Raw genomic sequence first — 24,482 nt, forward strand, 5'->3', positions numbered from 1 at the left:
CTACAATATAACTACCAATGCGAGGTGATTTTGTGAAAAGGAAAATAATTAGGGTAAAAGTACGCAAGGAGCAAATGACCTTGTTAAAACTAAGGGCTGCCGTAGTTACTCTAAGTAATGATTTAGGCGGTAGAAATAAAAAGCCCTACAAAGTTTCCGTTCGCAAAATCCTTCCTGTTGAAACAGAACTTGTTACAGTTGGAACAATTAATAATAATATTAAGTTTGAGGTGAGAGAAAAGGAATCTCCTCACAATGAGGCGCATTTTCATATTACTATTAGGGGGGAAGGCAGTGGAAGCTACAGAATTAGTGATCTCTCCGTAATAGAGTCGAACATTTCCAGGAGAACAGAAAGAAAACTGTTGGAATGGGCACAAGAAAATCGCCAAATTTTAGTTGATACTTGGAATGAGTTTCATGGATTCAGAGTAACAGTTGCGTGATTTGAGGATGCTTTAGCATCCTCTTTTCTTTTGGAGGTGTAAAACATTGGCTTATGTAACGATCCCGAAGGACCTGAGCCGGATACAGAGCAAGGTCCTGTTCGGGCTGACCAAACGACAAGTGATCTGTTTCGGAGCGGCGGCGCTGGTAGGCGTGCCGCTTTTCTTTTTGGCAAAGGAGAGTCTGGGGACCACCACGGCGGCGCTGTGCATGATCCTGGTGATGCTGCCCTTTTTCCTGTTCGCCATGTACGAGAAGAACGGGCAGCCGCTGGAAGTGTTCCTGGGCCATCTGATCCAGAACAAATTTATTCGCCCGAAGGTGCGCATCTACCAGACCAACAATCTCTATTCCGCCCTGGTGCGGCAATCCCAACTGGAACAGGAGGTGAAACGGATTGCGAGAAAAGGCAGAAAGATCGGCAAAGCGTAAGCTCACCCGTAACCAGCGCAAGCAGATCGAGGCGGTGATCCGGCAGGCAAAGGGCGACGGGAAAGCCCATACGGTGCAGGACAGCATCCCATTTCAGAATATGTTCCCCGACGGCCTGTGCAGGCTGGAGGGCGGGACTTTCTCCAAGACCATCGCCTTTCAGGATGTGAATTACCGCCTGGCGAGGCCGGAGGACCAGCGGAGCATCTTTGAAAGCCTCTGCGACTTCTATAACGGCTACGACCCCTCCATCGGCGTCCAGGTTACTTTGGACAGCCGCAGCGGAGGCAGCGCCGCCGATGAAATGTTCGGTATTACCAGGCAGGGCAATGACCTGGACCCCATCCGGGACGAGGCGGTGGACATCCTGCGGATGCAGTACCGTCGGGGCAACAACGGCTATGTAAAAACCAAGTATGTTACCCTGACCATCGAGGCGGAGAACCTTCCCGCGGCTCGGGCGCGGTTTGCCCGCATCGAGACCGATACCCTCAACCGCTTTAAGGTCATGGGGGCAGCGGCTCATGTGCTGGACGGAAAGGAGCGGCTGGAGCTGCTTTACAACATCCTCCACCCGGAGGGTGGGCAGTTTGCCTTTGAATGGGACTGGCTCCCGGCCAGCGGCCTTTCGGTGAAGGACTTCATCGCTCCGTCCTCCTTCCACTTCGGGGAGACCCGCACCTTCCGCATCGGAAAGCGGTATGGGGCGGTGTCCTTCCTGCAAATCCTGGCGCCGGAGATGCACGACCGTATCCTCACCGACTTCATGGAGGCAGACGGGAATATCATGGTGACCATGCACATCCGGGGCATCAACCAAAACGAGGCCATCAAAATGGTCAAGCGGAAGATCACCGACCTGGACGCCATGAAGATACAGGAGCAAAAACGGGCTGTGCGCAGCGGCTACGATATGGACATACTCCCCAGCGATTTGTCTACTTATGGCGGCGCGGCGAAAGACCTGCTCACCGACCTGCAATCCCGCAACGAGAGAATGTTCAACATGACCTTTCTGATGCTGCACACGGCGGAGACCCGGCAAAAGCTGGAGATCGCCGTATCCCAGGCGGCCAGCGTCGCCCAGACCTACAACTGCCTTCTGACCCGACTGGACTTCCAGCAGGAGGACGGGCTTATGAGCAGCCTTCCCCTGGGGCTCAACCGCATCAAGATCGAACGGAGTCTGACCACTTCGGCCCTGGCGGTGTTCGTCCCCTTCGTCACCCAGGAGGTGTTCATGGGCGGCGACGCCATGTACTACGGTCTCAATGCACTCTCCAACAATATGATCCTGCTGGACCGCAAGCAATCCCGCTGTCCCAACGGTCTTGTGTTCGGCACCCCCGGCAGCGGCAAATCCATGAGCTGCAAGCGGGAGATTACCTTCATCATCCTGATGACCCAGGACAATGTCATCATCTGCGACCCGGAGGACGAGTATTCGCCCCTGGTGAAGCGGCTGGGTGGTCAGGTGATCCGGCTGTCCCCGTCCAGCACCGACTATGTGAACCCGCTGGACATCAACCTCAACTATTCCGAGGAAGAAAACCCGTTGGCTCTGAAATCCGACTTCGTGCTGTCCTTCTGCGAGCTCATCATGGGCAGCAAGACGGGCCTGGAGGCTATTGAGAAAACGGTCATCGACCGGGCGGTACAGATGATCTACCAGCCCTACTTTGCCGACCCACGACCTGAGAATATGCCGATTTTGGGCGACCTGATGAACGCCCTTCTGTCCCAGCACATCCCGGAGGCCGACCGGGTGGCCCAGGCATTGGACCTGTATGTGAACGGTTCGCTGAACTTCTTCAACCACCGCACCACAGTGGACATCTCCAATCGCCTTGTCTGCTTTGACATCAAGGGCCTGGGCAAGAACCTGAAAAAGCCCGGGATGCTCATTGTCCAGGACGCGGTGTGGAACACAGTTACCATCAACCGGGCGATTGGCCGGTCTACCTGGTACTTCGTGGACGAGTTCCACCTTCTGCTGAAGGAGGAACAGACTGCGGCGTACAGCGCCGAGATTTGGAAGCGGTTCAGAAAATGGGGCGGCATCCCCACCGGCGCGACCCAGAACCCCAAGGACCTGCTTTCCTCCCCGGAGATCGAAAACATCCTGGAAAACAGCGACTTCATCTATATGCTCAACCAGGCGGCGGGCGACCGGAAGATACTGGCGGAGCGGCTGAACATTTCATCTGAACAGCTTGCCTATGTGACCAATTCCGAGCCGGGTCACGGGCTGCTGTTCTTCAACAATGTCATCCTGCCCTTTGCGGATGACTTCCCGAAGGATACCGAGCTCTACAAATTGCTTACCACCAAGCCCAGCGAGGTGGAACATTAAACGGCACAATTAGCAAGATTAGCTAATAATAAACTTTTGTTGAAAGGAGATGTGTGATACAATTTTCTTGAGGTGAGCTTTATGGGGTTCGATGTAGAAACGGTAAAAAACGATTTAAATAGATTATTGAAACAAGGAAATCAGCTGTATATTGCTCTTGCATATAAATCAGAATCAGGAGCTAAAAAAGAAGAAGCCAGAAAATATTTAGAGAAAAATGGAATAGACGTCAAAAAACTTCCTGATTTTAAAACACGATATGAAGTTTGGTATTCTGAGGCGTTACAGTATATAAAAACTTTCCTTCCTGACAGGACAAATGACTTTGTTGCGTTATATAAGAATGAAAAACGCAAAGAAATTACTTTTGCCTCATACACTATTTCCGATGCAATCATAGGTCTATGTATGACTAGGGCTGGTAGAGTTGAAGTCGATGAGAGTGCAGCAGTACCTAAAATGCAGCAACAAGTTTCCATCTTAGAAAGTGCTTTAAAGCTCGTTGATAGTGTCATCTATTCTATTCAGTTCTCTGTCCGGGCGGAGCTGTTTGATTCTGAGCTGGGTGCAGCTAATGAATTGCTCAAAGCAGGCTTTTTGCGGGCATCAGGTGCAATGTGTGGTGTAATATTGGAAAAACATTTATCTGAAGTTTGCGCGAGACACAAGATTTCCTTGAGAAAAAAATCTCCGACTATTAACGATTACAATGAGGAACTGAAAAATGCTGGCGTAACTGATTTGCCCACCTGGAGGTATATTCAGCTTCTCGGTGATTTGCGAAATCTGTGCTGTCATGACAAGAAAAGCGAACCCACTAAAGATCAAGCAAAAGATCTGCTTGATGGAACAACCAAAATCTGTAAAACTGTATATTAACGGTTAGTACTCTACAAGCGTCACTGGAAACAGTGGCGCTTTTCTTATGCCCGATATTCAGAAAGGAGCATGAAATGGAACAGGAAAAGCTGTATGTCATTGAGGAAAAGACCTACGAGGCCCACATCGACGAGGAAGTCCATCTCTACGGGCTGCTGCACCAGCTGGCCTTTCTTGCCGGGAAGATCAAGGACCGCCGGGACATGGAGAACCTGATCGACACCGCCCGGCGGTACGGCGAAATCGCCGACCAGATGTTTGACCGCTGGAGCATCCCCGGCCGCTACCTGGTGTTCGGCGACAAGGCCGACCTTGCCCGGCTGAAGGCCCTGGAGCTGTGCGAACTGGACGCCTTCTATGTGGACTGCGAGGACGACGAGGATCAGCCCCATGCCTGACCGCCTCACCCATGTCAGCCTCTTTTCCGGCATCGGCGGGCTGGACCTTGCGGCAGAGGCGGCGGGCTTTGAAACGGTCTGCCAATGCGAGTGGGCGGATTATCCCTATTCCATCCTGCAAAAGCATTGGCCGGATGTGCCGAAGTTCCGGGACATCACCACATTCACGAAGGAGGCGTTTTTTGAGAAAACAGGACTTGAAACCATCACCATCCTTTCCGGCGGCTTCCCGTGTCAGCCCTTCTCCACCGCCGGAAAACGGAAGGGCTTTGCGGATGAACGCTACCTGTGGCCGGAAATGTGCCGCGTTATTACCGAGCTGCGGCCCCGTTGGGTGCTTGGGGAAAATGTTGCTGGCTTCATCAATATGGGGCTCGACAAAACGATCTTTGACCTGGCAAAAGCGGGATACGCTGTTCTCCCATTCGTATTTCCGGCTTGCGGCGTCGGCGCATGGCATGAGCGCCAGCGAACTTTTATCGTCGCGGCTGATGTTTCCCACGCCCCTTGCCTCCGACAAATCCACGGGGCAGGACGCTGCCAACCTGGATGTGTACCTGTCGGACAATGGGATATTCCGCAAGCGGAACAAGGACGGGACGATCTGGAGCCTGAGCCTGTCGGCGGCGGTGTTCTATCTGACCCCGGCAGCGTCGGAGGGCTACCGCTCCACGCTGAAACCAGCGGCGTTTCGCAACAGCGCCCCGTCTGCCAACCTGTCCTCCCAGGTGATCCAGCGGGAGCAGCCGCTATCCGAGACGGCAGCGCTGAACCCGGATTGGGTGGAATGGCTCATGGGCTTCCCCCGGAAATGGACGGACGTATCCTCTGGGCTGCCGAGCCGGAAGGAATCCCCCGTATCACCGAAAACACTGCGGACCGCGCCCTACGGCTGAAAACCCTGGGCAATGCGGTCTGCCCGCCCCAGGCCTATCCCATTTTCCAGTACATCGCCATGATCGAAACCGGGGCCTGTGTCAACATCTGCCCCTATGGAACAGGAGGTGACGCACCTTGAAAGAATGGAAAGCCCCCGAAAAGGAGGCGCAGAAGATGACCCGTGACGGGGCGGTATCCGTCAATCTGGTCACGGGCGAGACTACCTATCCCTCTGACCGCACGCCGGAGCAAGACCATTCTGCATCCGGCGAAACGGTGGGCGCCGCTGGAAAAGCGGTGGACCGTGCGGAACTGCACCGGGAACAGGCGGCAGCCAAAAAGAAGCGCCGGAAACAGCGCCGGGCCTATCGGGAGGGTGAGGCGGCGGCAAGCCGCCCATCCTCCCGATTGCAGTTTTCCGAAGCTGACCGGGCCAAGCCGGAGTTGCAAGGGACCATCCGCAAGTCGGATAAGGCGGCGGACCGGCTGGATGCCGCCAGGGACGCGATCCCCAATAAGAGTCCGGGAAAGCCCCATGCCAATCCGCTGTCCCGCCCCATCCAGGAGGCAGGCGCAGCGATCCACGGCAAGGTCCGGGAGGTGGAGCAGGAAAATTCCGGCGTCCAGTCGGGCCACCTGGGGGAACGCAGCTTTGAGAAGGCTGTGGGCTACGGAAACCGCCGTGTCCAGAACTGGCGGGCGGAACGCAAGCTGAAACCCTGGCGGGACGCAGCGAAAGCGGAACAGGCGGCGGTCAAGGCCAATGCGGATTTCTACTATCGGAAAGCCGTGGCGGAGAACCCCCAGCTTGCATCCAATCCCATCTCCCGCCTGTGGCAGAAACGGAAGCTGCAAAAGCAATATGCGGCGGCATACCGGGCGGCGGGCAAGACTGCCCAAGCCGGAAAAACAGCGGAGGCCACGGCAAAGGCGGCCAAGAAAACCGCCCAGGAGTCCAAGCGTACCGCCCTTTTCCTGAAACGGCATTGGAAGGGTGCGTTGATCGTGGGCGGCATCGGCCTTCTGCTGGTGATGCTGCTGGGCTCCCTGCAATCCTGTTCCTCCATGTTCGGCGGCGGGGTGTCCAATATCATGGCATCTTCCTATCTGTCCGAGGATGCCGACATGCTGGCGGCGGAAGAAGCCTACTGCGCCAAAGAGGATGAATTGCGGGAATACCTGGATACCTACGAGGCCACCCACAACTATGACGAGTATCACTTCGACCTGGACGAAATCGAGCATGACCCCTATGTGCTGGTTTCCATTTTGTCGGCACTCCATGAAGGGGTGTTCACCATCGACCAGGTACAGGGTGACCTTCAAACCCTCTTTGACAAGCAATATATCCTCACCGAAACCGTGACCACGGAGACCCGCTATCGGACGGAAACACGGACGGACAGCGAGGGCAACGAGTACGAGGTTGAGGTGCCGTACACTTGGTATATCTGCACCGTGACATTGGAGAACTTCGACCTCTCCCATGTGCCTGTCTACATGATGGGCGAGGAACAGCTTTCCTTGTATGCCACCTATATGTCCACCCTGGGTAACCGCCCCGACCTGTTCCCATCCTCCGGGTATGTGAACAAGTACATCGAGAACCCGCCCACCGCCTGGGAGATTCCCGCTGAATACCTGACGGACGAGCGGTTCAACACCCTCATTACCGAGGCGGAAAAATACCTGGGTTATCCCTATGTGTGGGGCGGCAGCAGTCCCAGCACCTCTTTTGATTGCAGCGGCTTTGTCAGTTATGTGCTGACCAACAGCGGCCTGTGCAATACCGGGCGGCTGGGTGCCCAGGGGCTCTACAACATTTCCACCCCGGTATCCGACCCCCAGCCTGGCGATCTGGTGTTCTTTGTGGGCACCTACGACACCAGCGGCGTGTCCCATGTGGGTATCTATGTGGGCGACGGGATGATGCTGCACTGCGGCGACCCCATCCAGTATTCCAACCTGAACACAAGTTACTGGCAGTCCCATTTCTACGCATACGGCAGACCGCCGTACAGCTGATGGAGGTGATGAAGTGTCAACATGGTTTCCTACGGGGGCGGCGCTAACAGCACCGCCCTTTTGATTGGGCTGCACCAGCACCGTATCCCGGTGGACCTGATCCTCTTTGCGGATACGGGGGCAGAGCATCCCCACACCTACGCCTATCTGGAGGTGATGGATGACTGGCTGAAGGACCACGGGATGCCGCCCATTACCAGAGTGTATAAGACCACCCGTGACGGGAAACGGCTGACGTTGGAGGATGAATGTCTGCAAAGTTGCAGCCTACCGTCCATCGCCTACGGCTTCAAACGGTGTTCCCTGAAACACAAGATCGGGCCGCAGGAAAAGTTCTGCAACCATTATCCGCCGTGTCAGAAGGTGTGGGCGGCGGGCAAACGGGTGGTCAAGTTCATCGGCTACGACGCAGGCGAGGGCTACCGCAGCGACAAGGTGCTGCTGGGAGACCTGGCCGACCGAAAATACAGCAAGTGGTATCCCCTGATGGAATGGGGATGGACACGGGACGATTGCATCCGGCAAATCGAGGCGGCGGGGCTGCCCCAGCCGGGAAAATCGTCCTGTTTTTTCTGCCCCAGCATGAAACCCGACGAGATAACCGCCCTGCGGGAGCAGCATCCCGATTTGTTCCGCCGCGCCCTGGCGCTGGAGGACAACGCCCGGCAAAACCTGAAAACGGTCAAGGGCCTGGGGCGGAACTATTCCTGGAGAGAACGATTTGGAAAGGAGTTTTGCACACATGGCAACGGTTGAGAAAATCCGCCGAGACATCGAAAAGACGAAGGAGAAGATCTCCGCCCAGCAGAAGCGCCTTCGGGAGCTGGAGGCGCAGCTCACCGAGGAAGAAAACCTGGAGATCGTCCGCATGGTCAAGGCGGTGCGCATGGACAACAAGGAGCTGACCGCCTTCCTGAAGGCCTACGCCAGCGGCCTCATCACCCTGCCCGACGGGATGATGGAGGCGGAGGCGGCGCCGGACCCCGACGACGAGGATATGGAAGGAATGAAGGACGGCGAAGATGAAGCGTAACAGAGTTTTCCGCCTTTTGGCGTCCCTGACGGTGGTGGTCCTGTGCATGACCGTCTTCTCCGTCACCGCCTTTGCGGGCGGTGGGGATGGCGACTACTACACGGGGGAGCCCGCCGAGACGACGCCGGAACCCACCGAGGAACCCGCCACCGGGGGCATGGAGCCGGAGGGCCAGCCCCTTACCCCGGAGGGCAACGCCACGCTGGTGGACGATTATTACGGCGATAAGCAGCTTATCACCGTGACCACAAAAGCGGGCAACTATTTTTACATCCTGATCGACCGGGCCAACGAGGACAAGGAGACCGCCGTTCACTTCTTGAACCAGGTGGATGAAGCCGACCTGATGGCGCTGCTGGAGGACGGGCAGGCGGAGGAAAAGCCCGCTGCTTGTACCTGCGCCGAGAAATGCCAGGCCGGTGCGGTGAATACCGCCTGTCCGGTCTGCGCGGTGAATATGAGCGAGTGTGCCGGTAAAGCGCCGGAGGTGGAGCCGGAGCCTGAACCGGAGCCGGAGAAGGAGTCCGGCAGCAGCGGCGCCCTGGTTCTGATCCTGCTGCTGGCGGCCCTGGGCGGCGGCGGAGCCTTCGCCTACATCAAGTTCATCAAGCCCAAGCAGGGCGCAAAGGTCAGCGCCGACCCGGACGACTATGAGTTCGAGGACGAGGAATACGAAAACGAGGATGTTCCTGAACAGGATTGAAATGACAGTAAATAAGTACATCAAAAAGGCCCGCCGCCCATGATGGGCGGCGGGAGTGCATTGAAAGAACTATTTTTTAAAATGATATTGGTCATCAGGCCTTCCACCATAAACGAAAACAGCAGATTCCTCTGATATGTTTTTTGTGTCATTATCAAAGTATGCCATCTTGGTAGGCGGCAAAACATTAAATCTCGTAATCGGAATATCGGTAACACCTAATTTGAAAATATATGTTAATTGGCCAAACCACGTTAGACAACCACACATATTCCAACATCCATTTTGGGGAAAGAACATATATCCGACACAATGGGAAGTGGGGGTAGGTAATTGAGCAGTCGAAACTGGCTCTTGAGAATATCTAAACCAAAGATTATTTGACCAAATACCATATCGGATATATTTTCTTAGCTCATCAAATTTTGACTGTAGGACATAGTCTGACCCTTCAGAAAAGCAAAGATAGTTAAAGACGGTTTTTGCACATACTCGCCTCATTATGGAGTCAATGGAAATCCTTATAGCTGTACTAAAATCCGTCTTTCCATACATTGAGGCGATCTCTGGTTCGCTATAGGTATAACTGTCACTCAAATACCCTTTATCTTTCAAAGCCTGTTCGACATCTTCTCGTTTGAGGTCTACTGAAATAATGCCGTGCGGTTTCTCCTTTAGGTGAGAAAGAGTCTCTTCTGTTGCTTGAGGTAGATTGTCTAAAGAATAATAATCATATTCATCTTGACTGCCAACTTTTGATATTCCAATACATGGTGAAATATCAAAATGGACGCGTTCTTGCTTACTACTATCTGAAACTACAGTAAATTTTAGTCCTTTAAAAATCCCCCCATTCCCCGTAAGAGCAATTCGCTTATTTTGCAAAATGCGTCCATCGCTCATGCGTTTGTTGCCGTATTGCATACGCAGGAAAGCTTCATGCGAATCAAGACCAATTTTATTTTCTAATTCCTTAGAAAAATAAGAATTACATTCTTCGCAGACTTGGTGATTGCCTAGTACAAACCCATTATTATAAGTTCCCATCATACGGGGAACGACGTGTTCTCGGTTAAACGCAGATTCGTCTTTCTCGGTTAAGCAGTATATGCATTTATATTTAGCCAATTTATCCCCCCCCTTTTTTCAAATTATATATTACTTTCAAATCAATTCCAAGGAGAAAATTATGATACTAATAATTACTGAAAAACCGAGTGTAGCAAAGAGTATCGCATCGGCCCTGGGTGTCACATCCAGGGCCGATGGCCATTTTGAAGGCGGCGGCTGGCTCATTTCCTGGTGCATCGGGCATCTGGTTGGGCTGGCGGATGCAGCCGCCTACGATGACCGCTATAAGAAGTGGCGGTATGAGGATCTTCCCATCCTGCCCGACCCCTTCCGCTATGTCGTGTCCGAGGAAAAGGCCGCCCAATTCCACATTCTCCGTTCCCTGATGGAACGCTCCGATGTGACGGAGCTGGTCAACGCCTGCGACGCGGGACGCGAGGGTGAGCTGATCTTCCGGCTGGTCTATGAGGCCGCCGGATGTTCCAAGCCTTTCTCCCGTCTCTGGATTTCTTCGATGGAGGACGCGGCGATCCGGGAGGGTTTTACCGATCTGCGCCCCGGCGCGGACTATGACCCGCTGTATCAGTCGGCGCTTTGCCGCCAAAAGGCGGACTGGCTCATCGGTATCAATGCAAGCCGCCTGTTCTCCGTCCTCTACCATCGCACCTTGAATGTGGGGCGGGTGCAGACGCCCACCCTGGCGATGCTGGCCAACCGGGACAGTAAGATCGTCCTGTTCCGCAAGGAGAAATACCATCATGTGCGGCTGGCGCTGGAGGGAGCCGAGGCGGTCAGCGACCGTATTGTTTCCACGGAGGACGCCCAGACCATCCGGGACGCCTGCGATGGGCAGCGGGCCGTGTGTGTATCCGTGGCACGGGACAAAAAGACGGAAAAGCCGCCCAAACTGTACGACCTGACCACCTTGCAGCGGGAGGCAAACCGGGTGTTCGGTTACACGGCCAAGCAAACCCTGGACTACGCTCAGTCGCTCTATGAAAAGAAGCTACTGACATATCCCCGCACGGACAGCCGGTATCTGACCTGCGACATGGCGGAGACCGCCTCCGTAGTCTTGCATCTGGCGGCGCGGGTGCCGCCCTTCGATGCCTGCCCGGAGTTTTTCCCCGATGTTGCGGCGCTGGTGAACGACAAAGAGGTATCCGATCACCATGCCCTGATTCCCACCCTAGAGTTGGAAAAGGCAGATGTGCCAGGACTGCCTGTGGGCGAGCGAAATATCCTTCTGCTGGTCTGCTACAAGCTGCTGTGTGCGGTGGCGGAGCCTTTCGTGTATGAGGCGGTCACGGCCACCTTTGACTGCGGCGGGCATACCTTCACGGCAAAAGGAAGGCAGGTGCTTTCCCAGGGCTGGCGGGCCATCCAGGAGGTGTTTCATTCCTCCCTGAAGGAGAAGCCGGAGGATGAAGATGCCGAGGGTGTCCTTCCCGCCTTGACCGAGGGGCAGGCCTTTGAGTCGGTCGTCGCCTCCGTCACCGAGCACTTTACTTCGCCCCCCAAGCCCTACACAGAGGACACCCTTCTGTCGGCCATGGAGAATGCGGGCAAAGAAGATATGCCGGACGAGGTAGAGCGCAGAGGTCTGGGCACCCCGGCGACCAGGGCGGCCATCATTGAAAAGCTGGTGTCCGGCGGATTTGTGGAGCGCAAGGGCAAGAACCTGATCCCCACAAAGGCGGGCGTCAACCTGGTCACGGTACTGCCGGAGCTGCTGACCTCTCCCAAGCTCACAGCGGATTGGGAGCAGCGGTTGAACGAGGTGGCAAAGGACCAGGTATCGCCGGAGGACTTCATGGACGGGATCGAGGCAATGGCGGCAGAGCTGGTGCGGAAATACTCCCACATTTCCGAGGATGGGCAAAAGCTGTTCCAGCCGGAGAAGGAGACGGTGGGCCTCTGCCCCCGCTGCGGCAAGCCGGTCTATGAGGGCAAGAAGAACTTCGCCTGTTCGGACCGGGCCTGCCAGTTCGTCATGTGGAAGAATGACCGTTTCTGGACCAGCCGCCGCAAGGAAATGACCCGGAAGATGGTGGCCGACCTTCTGAAAAAAGGCCGTACTTCCGTAAAGGGGATGTGGTCGGAGAAGAAAGGTTCCACCTATGACGCCGTGGTGATCCTGGACGATACCGGCGGCAAGTATGTCAATTTCAAGCTGGAGTTTCCCAAACGAAAGGATGGTGTGTATGGCAAAAAGTAAAGCCGAGGTCAACTTCATGGAGCATTTGAAGCCGCTGCTTCCCGCAGGCGGTGACGCAAGCGAGCTGGAGGCAGCGGCCCAGGCGATTGCCGGACTTTCCCCGGAGAACTGTGATCTTCTGGCCGCTGTCCAGGAGTCTCCCTTCCGGTTGACCACCCTGGAACAGTTCCGGGAGTTCCCCGCCAACACCGAGTATTTTGTCCTGGAGCCCAACATCCGCAAAGTGGAGGATGTGGGCTGGCGCTATCTGGCGCAGCATTTGGACGTCCTTCTGCCCCCGGAGCTGCTGGACGCCATTGATCCCGTTCCTTTTGGCAACCACGCCATGCAGGAGGAACAGGGGTGTTTTACGAGCCGAGGCTATCTCACCCTCTCCGGCGACGAGTGGGAACATGAGCACTCCAGGGAGAGACAGACAGAGAAAAAGTCCTCCATCAAGGAGCGGCTAGAGCAGAGCCGGAAGGAATGTGCCAACCAGAGCAAGGCGCAGCCCCATCGGGAAAAGCCTGCGCCGGAGCGATAAGGAGGTGTCGCTATGCCCCATTATGACTATGACAAAGATTATCCCTTTGCCGCTTTCATCACCAACCTGGGCAAGTACAACGAGGGCGCCCTTGTGGGCGAATGGGTGAAGTTTCCCACCACGGCGGAGGAACTGAAAAAGGTCTTTGAGCGCATCGGGATCGGTGCGAAAGACGACTTCGGGCAGACCTATGAGGAATGGTTCATCACGGACTACGACTGCTATGTGGACGGCCTCTATGACCTGCTGGGCGAGTATGCCAACCTGGATGAACTGAACTACCTGGCCTCCAAACTGGATGATATGAGCCAGGATGAATATGAGCGGTTCCAGGCTGCTATGGAAATCGGCGACCACACGGGCAGCATCCAGGAGCTTATCAATCTAACGGAGAACCTGGACTGTTACGACATCTACCCTGACATCCACGACAACGACGATCTGGGCCGGTATTACATCGAGGAACTGGACGCCATGCAGGTGCCGGAGCATCTGCGCAACTACATCGACTATGAGGCCTACGGACGGGATATCGCCCTGGAGGAAAGCGGCCAGTTCACCGACCTGGGCTATGTGCGGGACACCGGGGACAGCTTCCATGAGTATTACGATGGCGAGCGCGGCAGCATCCCGGAGGAATACCGGGTGATGACCTTCCAGGATGACATCCCCGAAGAAGAAATTTCGGAATGGGCCATGGACCTTGCCTACGATATGGACGAGTTTTTCCGGCAGAACGATCCGCAGTATGCCGCTGAGCACCCGGAGGAACACGCGGCGAAGGAAGAAATCTACGAAAATCTGATGGCCGGGCGTATCTCCGCCCTGGACGAGAAGCTGGCCGCCCTGGAGCAGACCCAGGAGGACTATCTTCCTTCGGAGATTGAGAAATTCAAGGACGCCACCGGCTATGAGGAATTTCTGGATGTAGACCCCCAGGCGATCCGGGAGGCCATTGAAAACCCGGACCAATCCCATGTGGACGAGATGCTGGCCTTTGCGGAGCAGGCAAACGGGGAGTATGAGGCAGAGTTATACGGCCAGCCAGCGGCACCCAGCCCGGATGATCGTGAGACCGGCGAGAGGGTGCGGACCCCCAGGGGAACCTTCCATGTGACGGATATGAGCCGGGAACAGATGGAGGCGGCCGGATACGGTTTCCACCACGAGTCCGAGGACGGAAAGTATCTCATCATGGCCAACGGCAGCCGCGCCTTTTCCATCCCCAACGGAGACGCCCCTGAACATACCGCGCCGGAGAAATTGACCGTCCTGGTGGTGGAGCCCATGAAGGAGCCCTATGTGAAGGAGATCGACCCCGGCCTCCATGCGCTGCAAGCGGAGGTGGGTGGCGATATTGCCACCTCCTATCCCTTTGACGATCCGATAGGGCTGGTGCTGAACGACGAAGGCAAGCTCATCGGTCTGGACCTGAACCGTTCCCTCCGGGACGAGCATGGGGAGATTTACGACATCGTGACTGGCACCTTCCTGGTGGTGGGCCTGGGGCCGGAGAGTTTTGCGTCCCTGCCTCCGGACATGATCCAGAAGTACACTGAGCAATTCAAGCGACCGGAGTTGTTCGCCAGCATCAATGGGCAGATCGTGTCCGTTCCCGTGGAGCCGGAAAACCCGCTGCGCACGGCGGAAATGACCCTGGAGGATGACTATGGGATGATCGATGGAATCATCAACAACGGCCGCCGTGGGGAGGAATTGGAGAAAGCCCAGGCCGAAGCGCGCAGGACCACGCCGGAGAAAAAGCCCTCCATCCGGGAGCGGCTGGAGGACGCAAAACGGGAATGTGGGTCGCGGAAAGCCCCGGACAAGCCTGCCCCCCAGAAGAAGCCCCCGGAGTTGGGCGACTTATGAGCCGGAACAAGAAATGGCGTTTGGAATGGTCGTTCTTCCTGAGCGAAAACGGCAGACGCCAGTACAACAAGCTCTGTAAGGGATGCGTTCACCCCTGCAAGCAGAGTTTCCGGACGGTGGTGTTGTCCTGTCCGCACTATCGTTCCCGCCGCTCCAAAAAGTGCAGGAATTAGGGCTCAAAATGGGCGAAGAATCCGCCTGTGGCGGCTTTTCCGTGTAAGGGCAGTATGATTTCCTATGTGGGGCAGCAGGGCGTTTTTACATAGGAAAAACGCCGGATTTTTACCGTTGCTAAATAAAAGAAGTGCCATCATCGGATGTTATTTTGTCCGAGGATGGCACTTCTTTTTTGCTAAGTGTGAGATAGAAACAGATTCAATCTTATGCTTGCCATAGTATTTCTAAGACCGGCAACTCTTTCATTGTGTATGGAAGTGAAAAGTGATATAATATGGAAAATAATGTAGAATATACACCTCACAAAAATAATTTTGCTTGTATGATTTTACATTGCAAACATCTAGGTAGTATTTAGTTAAATAGAAAAACAATGTAAGAATTGAACTTATAAGTATTGCGGCTTGTCTAGCTTATATTAATCCTTAATGAGATGCGAAAGGGAGAATTGAGCATGAACTATGAACTAGAGTTTATTAGTATAAATGAAGATTCTTGCGATGCGGATGCTATTTGTATGCGTTTTTTTGATAAAGAAAGAGGTAGATATATAATTGGAGTTTATGATGGCGGAACGCAAAAATATGGTAACGCACTTGTTAGTCATTTGACCAAATATTATTTCCAAAATACGAAAAACCCCACAATAGATTTTATTGTTTGCTCGCATACAGATCAAGATCATGCTTCAGGACTTTGTGAATTATTTGACCACTTTCATGTAGGGGCCCTAATAGTCAATAGGCCATGGTTATACATTGATGATATTTTTGATAAGGTGACAGATGGTCGAATTACTAAATCAAGTCTCGAAAACAGACTTAAACAAGCATATCCATATGTAAGTGCACTGGAAGAAAAGGCACTTAAAAATAACACTCCAATATATGAAGGATTTCAAGGGACAACAATTTATAAGCAATTAAAAATATTGTCTCCAACAAAAGAGTTTTATAAGAGTCTTCTAGTAGAATCGAACAAGACCCCACTGTCCGAAAATTCTGTAGCCCAAGATAGCTTTTTTACCCGTATTTTAAATGAAGCAAAGACCACATTGGAATCTTGGACTAATGAATTGCTCAGAGAGAAAGTTTCTACATCTCCAGAAAATGAGGCGTCAATTGTTTTGCTGGGCGATATGGTGGAGGAGCAGTTTTTACTAACCGGCGATGCTGGCATCCGTGCCCTTCGCCAATCCATAGACTATGCAAGCAAAACTGGTATTGACATAAGGAGAATAAAGGTTCATCAGATTCCACATCACGGGGGACGCCACAATGTTAGCCCGTCAATATTAGACGCATTGCTAGGTAAAAAAATTGTAAAGGGAACTACTCCTACCAAATATGCGTTTGTTTCTGTGGGTAAAGGGACTAATCATCCTCAAAAAATGGTTACTAATGCTTATATGCGTAGGGGAGCAAAAGTTTACGAAGCGAGAACACATACGGTTCGACATCAAAACGGGATGACTAGCCGTTCTGGATGGACGACTACTACCCCAATCGCTTTTAGTGAGAAAGTAGAAGATTGGGACTAATTTAAAAACATAGCACTCATTAAGGCATTATCTCTACTATCTCAAATTTGCAAACTTTAGTAACAGGAGAGGTAGAAATGAAGGATTACCGCAATCAAGAAATGAAGAATCTATCATTGATGCTTTGCTTTTTGTTTTTGATTTGGTGCACTCCTGCACTAAGTTTTTCCATGGCAACCGAAGAACAAAGCCGATATGAAGCCATTTCTTTTTTATTGGAATCGGTACTAATATCCGCTGTCCTATCCAGTGCCACACTACTGTGGGATTGTCTGATTGGCAGCAAATTAAAGGACAAACTGGTTGGATTAGGATTTATTCCGAGGCCTGGAGAAACCATTTTTACTCGGATTAAAGAAAATAAGTTATCAGATGACCGCTTCCAATTATATGATGCCGCGTCTTTATATTCTGACATAATTTGTAACCTTCCGAATAACAAGAAGGATCGCCAAAAGTTTGAGAATAAGATGTGGTATAAAATTTACCTTAAATACCAGGAGAAAGGTCAAGTTCAGCAAACGCAAAGAGATTATCTAATGTGCCGGGATTTGTATATTGAAACTCTGGGATTTACTTTCTTTTATTTAATATCTCCAGTAGTATTTTCATCTATTGTTGTGTTTTCGAATAAGTTTTTGATGGTGTTGTTTGTTCTAGCAGTGGTTTTAAATATTTGTACTCATTTAAAAATGAACCGATTTGCGAATACCGTTTTGGCCGTTGATATTGGTAATCATAAGAAATCTGAAAACTGAATGTGAAAATGAGAATGGACTACTACTGTCTATTTTGAATCAGGGAATTCCAAAACAGTATTAAATAAGTCTAATACCCAAAGGAATATACGTAATTCATATAATTATTATAGTTCTAATCCTCTTGAAATCTCGCTTTTAGGCTTTGAGGTTAGGAGCATAACTACATTCTTTCGCAAGGTATGATATTTCTTTTCCTCCCGCTGTATCTTCCGAAGTTCCGCTTGCAGGGCAGTCTTGTGGGCGGAGAGTCCGTCCAGCTCTACTTTCAGCTTCTCGGCGGAAGGAAGTTTGGTAAGTCCAACCTTCTTGATTTCCCTGGCCGCCGCCTCGAACAAGAAGATCTCGCTCTCAAAGCCACGCAGGAATTTTTCCTTGTCCTTTGATGCCTTGTAGCGGTCATAGACGGGTTTCAACTTGCGGTAGGTGTCGATCTGCTTTCCCAGGATGGAAAGGTCGGTAATCTGCTGTTCTGTATCCCGCAGGCTCTCCCTAGTACGGATGGAGGCGGCGGCAATAGCGTCGCACCGTTCCACCAATTCCTCATAACTGTCGATGCCGTGTTCGGTGAGAAAATTCATAGTGGCGGCCGCCCGTTTCAGATTCTCAATGGTCGCCCACCGCTGGTATCCGGCGCTTTGCTGAGCCTTGATATTGTTCTGAATGTCAATGAGCAGGCTGACCTTCCCGCTGCGCTGTTGGGGCTGTCTGGAGGGCCTGGGGCCTCCGGCAATGCGGGAGGAAACGGCTTCTTCCGTGTAATCGGCGCCCAGGGTTTTGAGCCGGGTGAACCGCTCCTGATCCGGTGCCCTGGCGGAGATATACTTTCCCCGCTTGATCTCGTATCCTTCCCGCTGCAACCGGGCAAGTAAATCTTCCAGGTTGGAGGACACGGGGATCAGCCGGTCGATGGCGGCTTTCAGCTTTGCCTTGTAGCTGGTGCCGTTCTGTGCGGCCTGATGCTCAATGTAGCTCTTGCCTTTGTCCCGGCCGGGGACGATGACAGACAGGCCGTGTTCTCGGCACAGTCGATCACTGACCCGGCGTATCTCGTGATAGCTGCGCTTGTTGGAATGGTAGTGCTTGTGGTCGGTGAAACTGACCGCATTGAAAATCAGATGGTTGTGAATATGTCCCTTGTCAATATGGGTGGTAAGTACAAACTCGTACTTGCCACCCAATATTTCTTTAGCCAGCTGCATCCCAATCTCATGGGCTTCCTCGGCGGAGACCTCCCCAGGCTCAAAGGCTTGGATCAGGTGGCGGCCCAGGTGTGTGCCCTTGTCGATGGAATGGCGGCGTGTCCATTCAAATTCAATGTCTGCGGTCTCGGCAACGCAGCCGAAGGAAGATACCAGCAGCTTCCCGTCCGTCTTATCGGGATTGCAGATATAGTCAATGGCTGCTTTCAGCGTTGACTTAATAGGATGCGTCTTTGTAACTGCCATATCTGATCCAGCCTTTCCCGGATTTCTTCCATGTCGGCCTGATAGGTGGAGCCTCCGGCGTTGACTCGCTTAGCGATCTGATTGATGTTCCGGCCAATGGCGGACAGGAGCTTGTTCATCTCCTTAATGTCCCTAGTGTCCACATAGATGATATACCCGTCTATCGCCATCTTCCGCAGGTAGGCGCCGATCCGCTTGGTCTTGAGTTGGGCCATCTTCTGTTCCATCAGCTCCTTTTCCTCGGCGGTGACATAGAACTTCACCTGGATGTTCCGTTTCCTGTTTGCCATGGTGGTATCTCGCCTCTTTTCGTATTAGGGTTTGGGATGTTCCCAACAAGCATTTTGGGGGTTTAGGGAGAGGGTTCCCTAAAGTCAAAAATCGCAAGTGGGTACTCACTTGCTGTGCTTGCTCTACGCTCCTTCCCCTGTAAATACAATGTCGGAAACACCTTTATCTACCCGCAAAATCTCGACTTTTCCAAAAAGAAAAGGGCGGCAGAGCCGCCCTGGAGAAACGAAAACAGAGGATGCTCACACACCCTCCGTTTTATCTGCTGGTTTTTCAGTTTTCAGCGCCCCGTCAAGCGCACCTTCGATGACGGTTAAATACTGCTCCGGACAGAGTTTCAGTTTGTGGCTGATACGCTGTCTCTGTGCGCTTTCCTCCCGCATGACCTCTGGATTGAAGTACCGTTCTACGGGAAGTCCGCACACTTTGATAAGCTGTATGATAACCGGCAAGCTGGGGATCGTGCCTTTGTTTTCGATATTGGCAAGATAGCGCCATTCAATTCCGACCATTTCAGCCAGCGTCTTACGCGTCAAATGCTTTGCTTTACGGGCAGCCTTCACATCTGCACCAAAAGTTTCAAAGCCGGGGCAGTCCTCGACTTTAGCCATATTACATCACCCACTTGCATTGTATTATTCATACTCTGCCCCTGGAATGTTCTGATATGCCTTTATATTAAACTTTATAATTCATATTTTTAAAAAATACCGGCGGTATCTTTCTTGACAATGCTAATTCAAGTCCGTATAATAGATACATACTTAGAGAATGTTTAGGGGGGAGCGTGGCGGATGGCACGGAACAAATACCCAGAAGTCACGGAGGAGCGGATTTTAGATGTAGCTCAGCGCCTCTTTTTAGAAAAGGGCTACGAGAACACCACCATCCAGGACATTGTGAACGAGCTGGGCGGCCTTACGAAAGGTGCGGTGTACCACCACTTTAAGTCCAAAGAGGAAATCATGGATGCGGTGAGTGACCGTATGTTTTTTGAAAATAACCCCTTCGAGGCAGTGAAAGATCGTGCCGATCTGAACGGGCTCCAAAAGCTGCGTGAAGTAGTCCGACTGAATCAGGCAGACACAGCCCGTACCAATATGACAGCACAGTCCATTCCAATGAATCACAATCCCAGAGTATTGGTCGGAATGATCGATGCCAACCGCCGGATTCTCACCCCGTATTTTCTGGAACTCATCGAGGAGGGGAACCGGGACGGTTCCATCCACACAGAGTATGCCAAGGAGATTGCTGAACTGCTGCCGCTGCTCACCAGCCTGTGGCTGCTGCCATCTGTGTTTCCGGCCACCAAAGAGGAGATGCGGCGGAAATTCTCCTTTATCGGGGAGATGATGGAGAAGATGGGCGTGCCTCTGTTTGACGATACCATTCAGCGACTGGTGGACGAGTTCTTTGAGCAAATCCCCGACCTGAAATAAAATTGCCTCGCGGCAATTTTATTTTGGACATATACATTCATTCAGAAGGTATTATATTGTAAATACCGCAGTCAATCACTGCGGCAAATTTTTTACTAGGATACATACCGCTCGAAGGTATGAAAGGAGTATAACATGGGCCAAATTGTAATCTCTGCAAACAACCTGACAAAAACCTTTTCGGGAAAAGAAGTAATCCGGAACTGTACCTTTTCCGTAGAGCGGGGCAGCATTTACGGTTTCCTGGGGCGCAACGGAGCAGGAAAAACAACTGTGCTCAAACTGTTGCTGGGGTTGTTAAAACCATCTGCCGGAACCGCCAGTGTGCTGGGACTGGACAGTGTGCGGGATAACGAGGCAATCCTTCGACGCACCGGAAGTCTGATTGAAACGCCAATATTTTATGAGCATCTGTCGGCTGCGGATAATCTACGCCTCCATTTGGCTTACATGGGAATCGAGGATACCGATGTGGAACCAACGCTCTGCCGTGTGGGGCTGCCCGGTACAAGGAGTCAGCCGGTGTCTACCTTCTCCCTGGGTATGCGGCAGCGTTTGGCCATTGCGCGAGCCATCATCCATCGGCCCGAAGTGTTGATCCTGGATGAACCGGTCAACGGTCTGGACCCTGTGGGAATGAAGGAGATGCGTATTTTGTTTCGCCGCTTGGTTCAGGAGGAAGGAATGACCATTCTGATGTCCAGTCACATTCTGTCTGAGATCGAGCAGATTGCGGATCATGTTGGTGTTATTGCAAGCGGAATAATCGCACGAGAAGCGGAGATGGCAGGTCTCTGTAAGCAGCATCCTTCCGATCTGGAGGACTATTTGATTTCGCTGATCCAGGGAGGTGGCGACCATGCATAAACTGATCGCATTGGAATTAAAACGGAATCGCCTGCGCTCTTACCATATCGCAGTCCTGATTTGCGGAATAGCGATGCTGGGCTTCCAGTACCTGATGGCCGCCATCCCCTATATGGACCCCACCGAGCCGGATGCGGAATTGTTCTCCCAGTATCCCTTCCTGATGGGGATAACCTGTTTGGTCTGTATGGCGATTTTTTTGATTCTGTCGGCAGTCATGGCCTCCCGGTTTGTGGTGGAGGAATACAGTGGGAAACGCGCAATTCTGCTGTTGAGCTATCCAATCAGCCGGAAAAAGGTGCTGTGCGCAAAGCTGATGCTGGTGTTTGCCTATACCGCTGGCGGGATGCTCCTGTGCGGAGCGGTGGTCCAGGCTGTGTTCTTTCTAACAGAATCACTGTTTCCCATCTGTTCTGACCATCTGACAATCAAAGTGGTTCTGCAATCACTGGGCTTCCTGTTCTGCTGTTCCGTTCTGGCGGGGCTGATGGGGGTGATTGCTCTGTGGTTTGGATTCCGCAAAAAGTCGGTTCCAGTGACCATTGTGGCATCGGTCGTTCTGGCAACCATTGTGTGTCAGATTATCAGCTCAGCACTGGCATTCTTGCCAATGATGGGAGCCGTTCTTGGTGTGACGGGCATCCTTGCAACTTTGGCAATCAAAAATCTACTGAGACAAGTAAATAACATGGAGGTATGAGACATGACAGAACGAGAATTTGACCAGAAGGTTGAAAGGGCAACTGCAAACTTTGAACGACGGTTGGAGACCGCAGCAGATCATCTGGACAAAACCGTAAATCGTGTGTGGAATCGCAGCCGCTTATTTCGCTGTGTATCCAGAGGGACATCCCTGGCTGCTGAAGTCGGATTACTACTGATTGCTGGGCGTCTGGCGGATCGTGGAAACCGAACTGCCGCGGCGTGGTGTGCGGGGCTAAGTGTCGTTGGTCTGGCAGCCGATATGTTGATTGCAATCTGTTTCCGGAGGACAGAAAAATGAGAGACAAACTATTCACCCGCAATTTTACTTTTCTGATTCTGGGGCAGGTCAGTTCCCTGATTGGCAACTATACTCTAAAGTTTGCACTTTCTATGTATGTGCTGGAGCAGACCGGCTCGGCGTCCATTTTTGCGACATTGCTGGCAGTAGCCATGCTTCCTACCATCCTGTTGTCCCCCTTTGGCGGTATTCTGGCGGATCGAGCCAACCGGCGTAACATCATGGTAGGGCTGGACACTCTCTCTGGATGCACCGTGCTGGTTGCCGGATTGGTGCTGCCCTTTGGACATGATATCTGGGTCATCGGCGCATTGTTGGTGATCCTGTCTGTCCTGGCTGCTTTTGAGTCTCCCACAGTACAGGCCTGCATCCCCCAGATGCTCTCTGGAGATAATTTGATGAAAGGAAATGCGGCGGTAAATCAAGTACAGGCCATCGCCGGTCTTATCACCCCATTTCTGGGCAGCCTAGTTTACGCTGCTTTTGGACTTACTCCGGTCCTCTGGGGAACGGTGGCCTGCTTTTTCCTCACCGCTATTCTGGAGTGCTTCATTCGCCTGGACTATCGGAAGGCGGAAGTCACTATGAGCGTCCGGGAGATCATTAGAGAGGACTTCTCCGTCAGCATTCACTTCCTGCGCCGGGAGCAGCCGGGTATCCTCAAATTGCTCCTGCTTGCAGCCCTGGCCAGCTTGTTTGTAGCCGGTACGGTGGTGGTCGGCTTTCCTTACTTGGTGCGAACTGTTCTTGGACTCTCGGCAGAGCATTACGGAGCAGCGGAAAGTGTTATGGGTGTAGCCGCCGTGCTGGGCAGCCTCTTTGTGGGAATTACAGCGCAGAAATTCCGTTTGCGCTGGCTGGCCTTTGTCTTTATGGGACTTGGCCTTAGCCTCATTCCAACGGGAATTGCTTTTTTCTTACCTGTAGGGCCTCTCGGTATTTACATCATTCTCCTTGTCATGTTCAGCCTTGGGCAATTTGGGTGCAGTCTGTTTTCTACCTATGCAATCTCCGTCATTCAGGCTCGAACTCCCGAACATTTGATGGGGAAGATCATGTCTTATGTATTCACTCTTGCCATGTGTGCCCAGCCTGCAGGACAGATCATCTATGGGGCGCTGTTTGATTGGTTTTCAGATAGTCCCTATTGGGTGTTGATCCCCAGTGGATTACTGGTATGTGTGATTGGTCTGGCATCCTCAAGGTTTTTTGTAAACTTCGAAAAGAATTGATTCCTGGCGGCGCAAACCGCTGACGGAATGCGGCGGTTTTGAAAACAAGAAATCAAGACCGCTGTATTCTGTTTGAAAAAATGAGAATGCAGGGGGTGTATTAAAGTCGCCCTTTTTTAAGGATACGGCGGTATCGAGGAGGTATCGCTGTGTCCTTTTTCATTTTTCACCCACCTAATAGCTCAAAAAAAGCCCGTTCCAGTCGGCGGAGAGGTTCGGCCACGAATATGAACTATACCATGTAAATAAACTTCATATTACTCGCTATTGCGTCCGGTGGGTCTGTGACCTGCCGGGCGCTTTTTGTCGTTTCCTGCGGTCGGGCTGGCTGGCCGTTGATTTTCTCAAATTTTCTTCCAAAAGGAGGCGTTTAGCGGGCAGAACACGCTCTTGCAGGATTGGTAGTAGCGGAAAGGGAGAGAACCACCTGATCCCCCATGGAAAGGGGGTGAAACTGATGGAATCTAACCCCCGCGACTATGGCGAGCAATGCCGGTTCGATGCTTTTTGCAAGAAGGTATTGCGAAACGAGGCCAGAGCCTACCTGCGGAACATGAAACGCCAAAGAGAGCGTGAAGCCTTCTTTAGCGACTTGTCCCAGACGGAACTGGACAAGCTCTGCGTCGTAGATTGTTACCCCAGCGACAGCATTGTGTTCTCGTCGCACGGCTACGATCTACATATCGACAACGAGCTTGTGGCCGAGGCTTTCTCCGCTTTGCCGCAGACGGAGCAGAGCATTTTGATTTTGCACTGCACTCTGGACCTGGCAGACGGTGAGATCGGCAATCTCGTTGGGATGTCCCGGAGCGCCGTTCAGCGGCACCGGACGAGGGCGCTGCAGGAACTGCGCGAAGCATTGTCGGCGCTGATGCCGAAAGGAGGCTGAGG

Annotated in this window: 25 protein-coding genes; 21 read left to right on the forward strand and 4 right to left on the reverse strand. The window is 52.5% G+C overall.

Features of this window, described 5'->3' with window-relative positions; genetic code table 11:
- Positions 1-32 precede the first annotated feature (32 nt).
- The 10 genes from H8Z83_RS08565 (at position 33) to H8Z83_RS08610 (ending at position 9,149) form a co-directional block, all read left to right on the forward strand.
- Positions 33-446 carry a DUF4160 domain-containing protein gene (locus tag H8Z83_RS08565; RefSeq protein WP_187014626.1) on the forward strand — a complete coding sequence of 138 codons (414 nt, stop codon included), beginning with the start codon at positions 33-35 and terminating at the stop codon, positions 444-446.
- 46 nt (positions 447-492) lie between these two features.
- A complete protein-coding gene (locus H8Z83_RS08570; RefSeq protein WP_187014627.1) occupies positions 493-879 on the forward strand; it encodes a PrgI family protein in 387 nt (128 codons plus the stop codon).
- Positions 845-3,232 (forward strand): VirB4-like conjugal transfer ATPase, CD1110 family, encoded by a 2,388-nt coding sequence (locus H8Z83_RS08575; protein WP_187014628.1) that lies wholly within the window; start codon positions 845-847, stop codon positions 3,230-3,232. Before H8Z83_RS08570 ends, H8Z83_RS08575 begins: the two co-directional genes overlap by 35 nt.
- A gap of 81 nt (positions 3,233-3,313) precedes the next feature.
- Positions 3,314-4,111 (forward strand): hypothetical protein, encoded by a 798-nt coding sequence (locus H8Z83_RS08580; RefSeq protein ID WP_187014629.1) that lies wholly within the window; start codon positions 3,314-3,316, stop codon positions 4,109-4,111.
- Between the two features lie 74 nt (positions 4,112-4,185).
- Positions 4,186-4,509, forward strand: a complete 324-nt coding sequence (locus tag H8Z83_RS08585) for a hypothetical protein (RefSeq protein WP_187014630.1) — start codon at positions 4,186-4,188, stop codon at positions 4,507-4,509.
- Positions 4,502-5,527, forward strand: coding sequence for a DNA cytosine methyltransferase (locus H8Z83_RS08590; protein WP_187014631.1), 1,026 nt, complete (start codon positions 4,502-4,504; stop codon positions 5,525-5,527). The genes H8Z83_RS08585 and H8Z83_RS08590 overlap by 8 nt, the downstream gene beginning before the upstream one ends.
- On the forward strand, positions 5,524-7,413 hold the full coding sequence (locus H8Z83_RS08595; RefSeq protein WP_243184853.1) for a C40 family peptidase: 1,890 nt from the start codon (positions 5,524-5,526) through the stop codon (positions 7,411-7,413). Before H8Z83_RS08590 ends, H8Z83_RS08595 begins: the two co-directional genes overlap by 4 nt.
- Positions 7,414-7,434: 21 nt before the next feature.
- A complete protein-coding gene (locus H8Z83_RS08600) occupies positions 7,435-8,169 on the forward strand; it encodes an adenine nucleotide alpha hydrolase family protein (RefSeq protein ID WP_187014632.1) in 735 nt (244 codons plus the stop codon).
- Complete coding sequence (locus H8Z83_RS08605) at positions 8,156-8,446, forward strand: DUF4315 family protein (protein WP_187014633.1); 291 nt, start codon at positions 8,156-8,158, stop codon at positions 8,444-8,446. Before H8Z83_RS08600 ends, H8Z83_RS08605 begins: the two co-directional genes overlap by 14 nt.
- Positions 8,436-9,149, forward strand: a complete 714-nt coding sequence (locus H8Z83_RS08610) for a DUF4366 domain-containing protein (protein WP_187014634.1) — start codon at positions 8,436-8,438, stop codon at positions 9,147-9,149. Before H8Z83_RS08605 ends, H8Z83_RS08610 begins: the two co-directional genes overlap by 11 nt.
- A 69-nt stretch (positions 9,150-9,218) precedes the next feature.
- Here the strand turns inward: H8Z83_RS08610 and H8Z83_RS08615 are convergent, their stop codons facing one another.
- Positions 9,219-10,277 carry an HNH endonuclease gene (locus H8Z83_RS08615; RefSeq protein ID WP_187014635.1) on the reverse strand — a complete coding sequence of 353 codons (1,059 nt, stop codon included), beginning with the start codon at positions 10,275-10,277 and terminating at the stop codon, positions 9,219-9,221.
- Between the two features lie 61 nt (positions 10,278-10,338).
- On the opposite strand from H8Z83_RS08615, the gene H8Z83_RS08620 reads away from it, so the two are divergent.
- From H8Z83_RS08620 to H8Z83_RS08640, 5 genes are all read left to right on the forward strand, one after another.
- A complete protein-coding gene (locus H8Z83_RS08620) occupies positions 10,339-12,438 on the forward strand; it encodes a DNA topoisomerase 3 (RefSeq protein ID WP_187014636.1) in 2,100 nt (699 codons plus the stop codon).
- Positions 12,425-12,961, forward strand: coding sequence for a hypothetical protein (locus H8Z83_RS08625; protein ID WP_187014637.1), 537 nt, complete (start codon positions 12,425-12,427; stop codon positions 12,959-12,961). Before H8Z83_RS08620 ends, H8Z83_RS08625 begins: the two co-directional genes overlap by 14 nt.
- 12 nt (positions 12,962-12,973) lie before the next feature.
- Entirely contained in the window at positions 12,974-14,833 is a 1,860-nt protein-coding gene (locus tag H8Z83_RS08630; protein WP_187014638.1) for an antirestriction protein ArdA, read from the forward strand.
- Between the two features lie 631 nt (positions 14,834-15,464).
- Positions 15,465-16,550 carry a ComEC/Rec2 family competence protein gene (locus tag H8Z83_RS08635; protein ID WP_187014639.1) on the forward strand — a complete coding sequence of 362 codons (1,086 nt, stop codon included), beginning with the start codon at positions 15,465-15,467 and terminating at the stop codon, positions 16,548-16,550.
- 77 nt (positions 16,551-16,627) lie between these two features.
- Positions 16,628-17,308 (forward strand): hypothetical protein, encoded by a 681-nt coding sequence (locus H8Z83_RS08640; protein WP_187014640.1) that lies wholly within the window; start codon positions 16,628-16,630, stop codon positions 17,306-17,308.
- Between the two features lie 107 nt (positions 17,309-17,415).
- Here H8Z83_RS08640 and H8Z83_RS08645 read toward each other — a convergent pair whose 3' ends face one another.
- The 3 genes from H8Z83_RS08645 to H8Z83_RS08655 form a co-directional block, all read right to left on the reverse strand.
- Entirely contained in the window at positions 17,416-18,756 is a 1,341-nt protein-coding gene (locus H8Z83_RS08645; RefSeq protein WP_187014641.1) for a relaxase/mobilization nuclease domain-containing protein, read from the reverse strand.
- Positions 18,717-19,046, reverse strand: coding sequence for a plasmid mobilization protein (locus H8Z83_RS08650; protein ID WP_187014642.1), 330 nt, complete (start codon positions 19,044-19,046; stop codon positions 18,717-18,719). The genes H8Z83_RS08645 and H8Z83_RS08650 overlap by 40 nt, the downstream gene beginning before the upstream one ends.
- A 243-nt stretch (positions 19,047-19,289) precedes the next feature.
- Positions 19,290-19,658: a helix-turn-helix transcriptional regulator gene (locus H8Z83_RS08655; protein ID WP_187014643.1), complete on the reverse strand. Its 369-nt coding sequence runs from the start codon at positions 19,656-19,658 to the stop codon at positions 19,290-19,292.
- 183 nt (positions 19,659-19,841) lie between these two features.
- Here H8Z83_RS08655 and H8Z83_RS08660 point away from each other — a divergent pair, with 183 nt between their 5' ends.
- The 6 genes from H8Z83_RS08660 (at position 19,842) to H8Z83_RS08685 (ending at position 24,480) form a co-directional block, all read left to right on the forward strand.
- Positions 19,842-20,489, forward strand: a complete 648-nt coding sequence (locus H8Z83_RS08660; RefSeq protein ID WP_187014644.1) for a TetR/AcrR family transcriptional regulator — start codon at positions 19,842-19,844, stop codon at positions 20,487-20,489.
- Between the two features lie 135 nt (positions 20,490-20,624).
- Complete coding sequence (locus H8Z83_RS08665; RefSeq protein ID WP_187014645.1) at positions 20,625-21,356, forward strand: ABC transporter ATP-binding protein; 732 nt, start codon at positions 20,625-20,627, stop codon at positions 21,354-21,356.
- On the forward strand, positions 21,349-22,056 hold the full coding sequence (locus H8Z83_RS08670) for an ABC transporter permease (protein WP_187014646.1): 708 nt from the start codon (positions 21,349-21,351) through the stop codon (positions 22,054-22,056). The genes H8Z83_RS08665 and H8Z83_RS08670 overlap by 8 nt, the downstream gene beginning before the upstream one ends.
- Positions 22,057-22,059: 3 nt before the next feature.
- Positions 22,060-22,359: a hypothetical protein gene (locus tag H8Z83_RS08675; RefSeq protein WP_187014647.1), complete on the forward strand. Its 300-nt coding sequence runs from the start codon at positions 22,060-22,062 to the stop codon at positions 22,357-22,359.
- The gene (locus tag H8Z83_RS08680; protein ID WP_187014648.1) at positions 22,356-23,591 is read left to right on the forward strand and encodes an MFS transporter; all 1,236 of its coding nucleotides are present in this window, start codon (positions 22,356-22,358) and stop codon (positions 23,589-23,591) included. Before H8Z83_RS08675 ends, H8Z83_RS08680 begins: the two co-directional genes overlap by 4 nt.
- 457 nt (positions 23,592-24,048) lie before the next feature.
- Positions 24,049-24,480 carry a sigma-70 family RNA polymerase sigma factor gene (locus H8Z83_RS08685; protein WP_187014649.1) on the forward strand — a complete coding sequence of 144 codons (432 nt, stop codon included), beginning with the start codon at positions 24,049-24,051 and terminating at the stop codon, positions 24,478-24,480.
- Positions 24,481-24,482 lie beyond the last annotated feature (2 nt).

Origin of the sequence: Dysosmobacter segnis (assembly GCF_014297285.1) — a bacterium.
GTDB classification, from domain to species: Bacteria; Bacillota; Clostridia; order Oscillospirales; family Oscillospiraceae; genus Oscillibacter; species Oscillibacter segnis.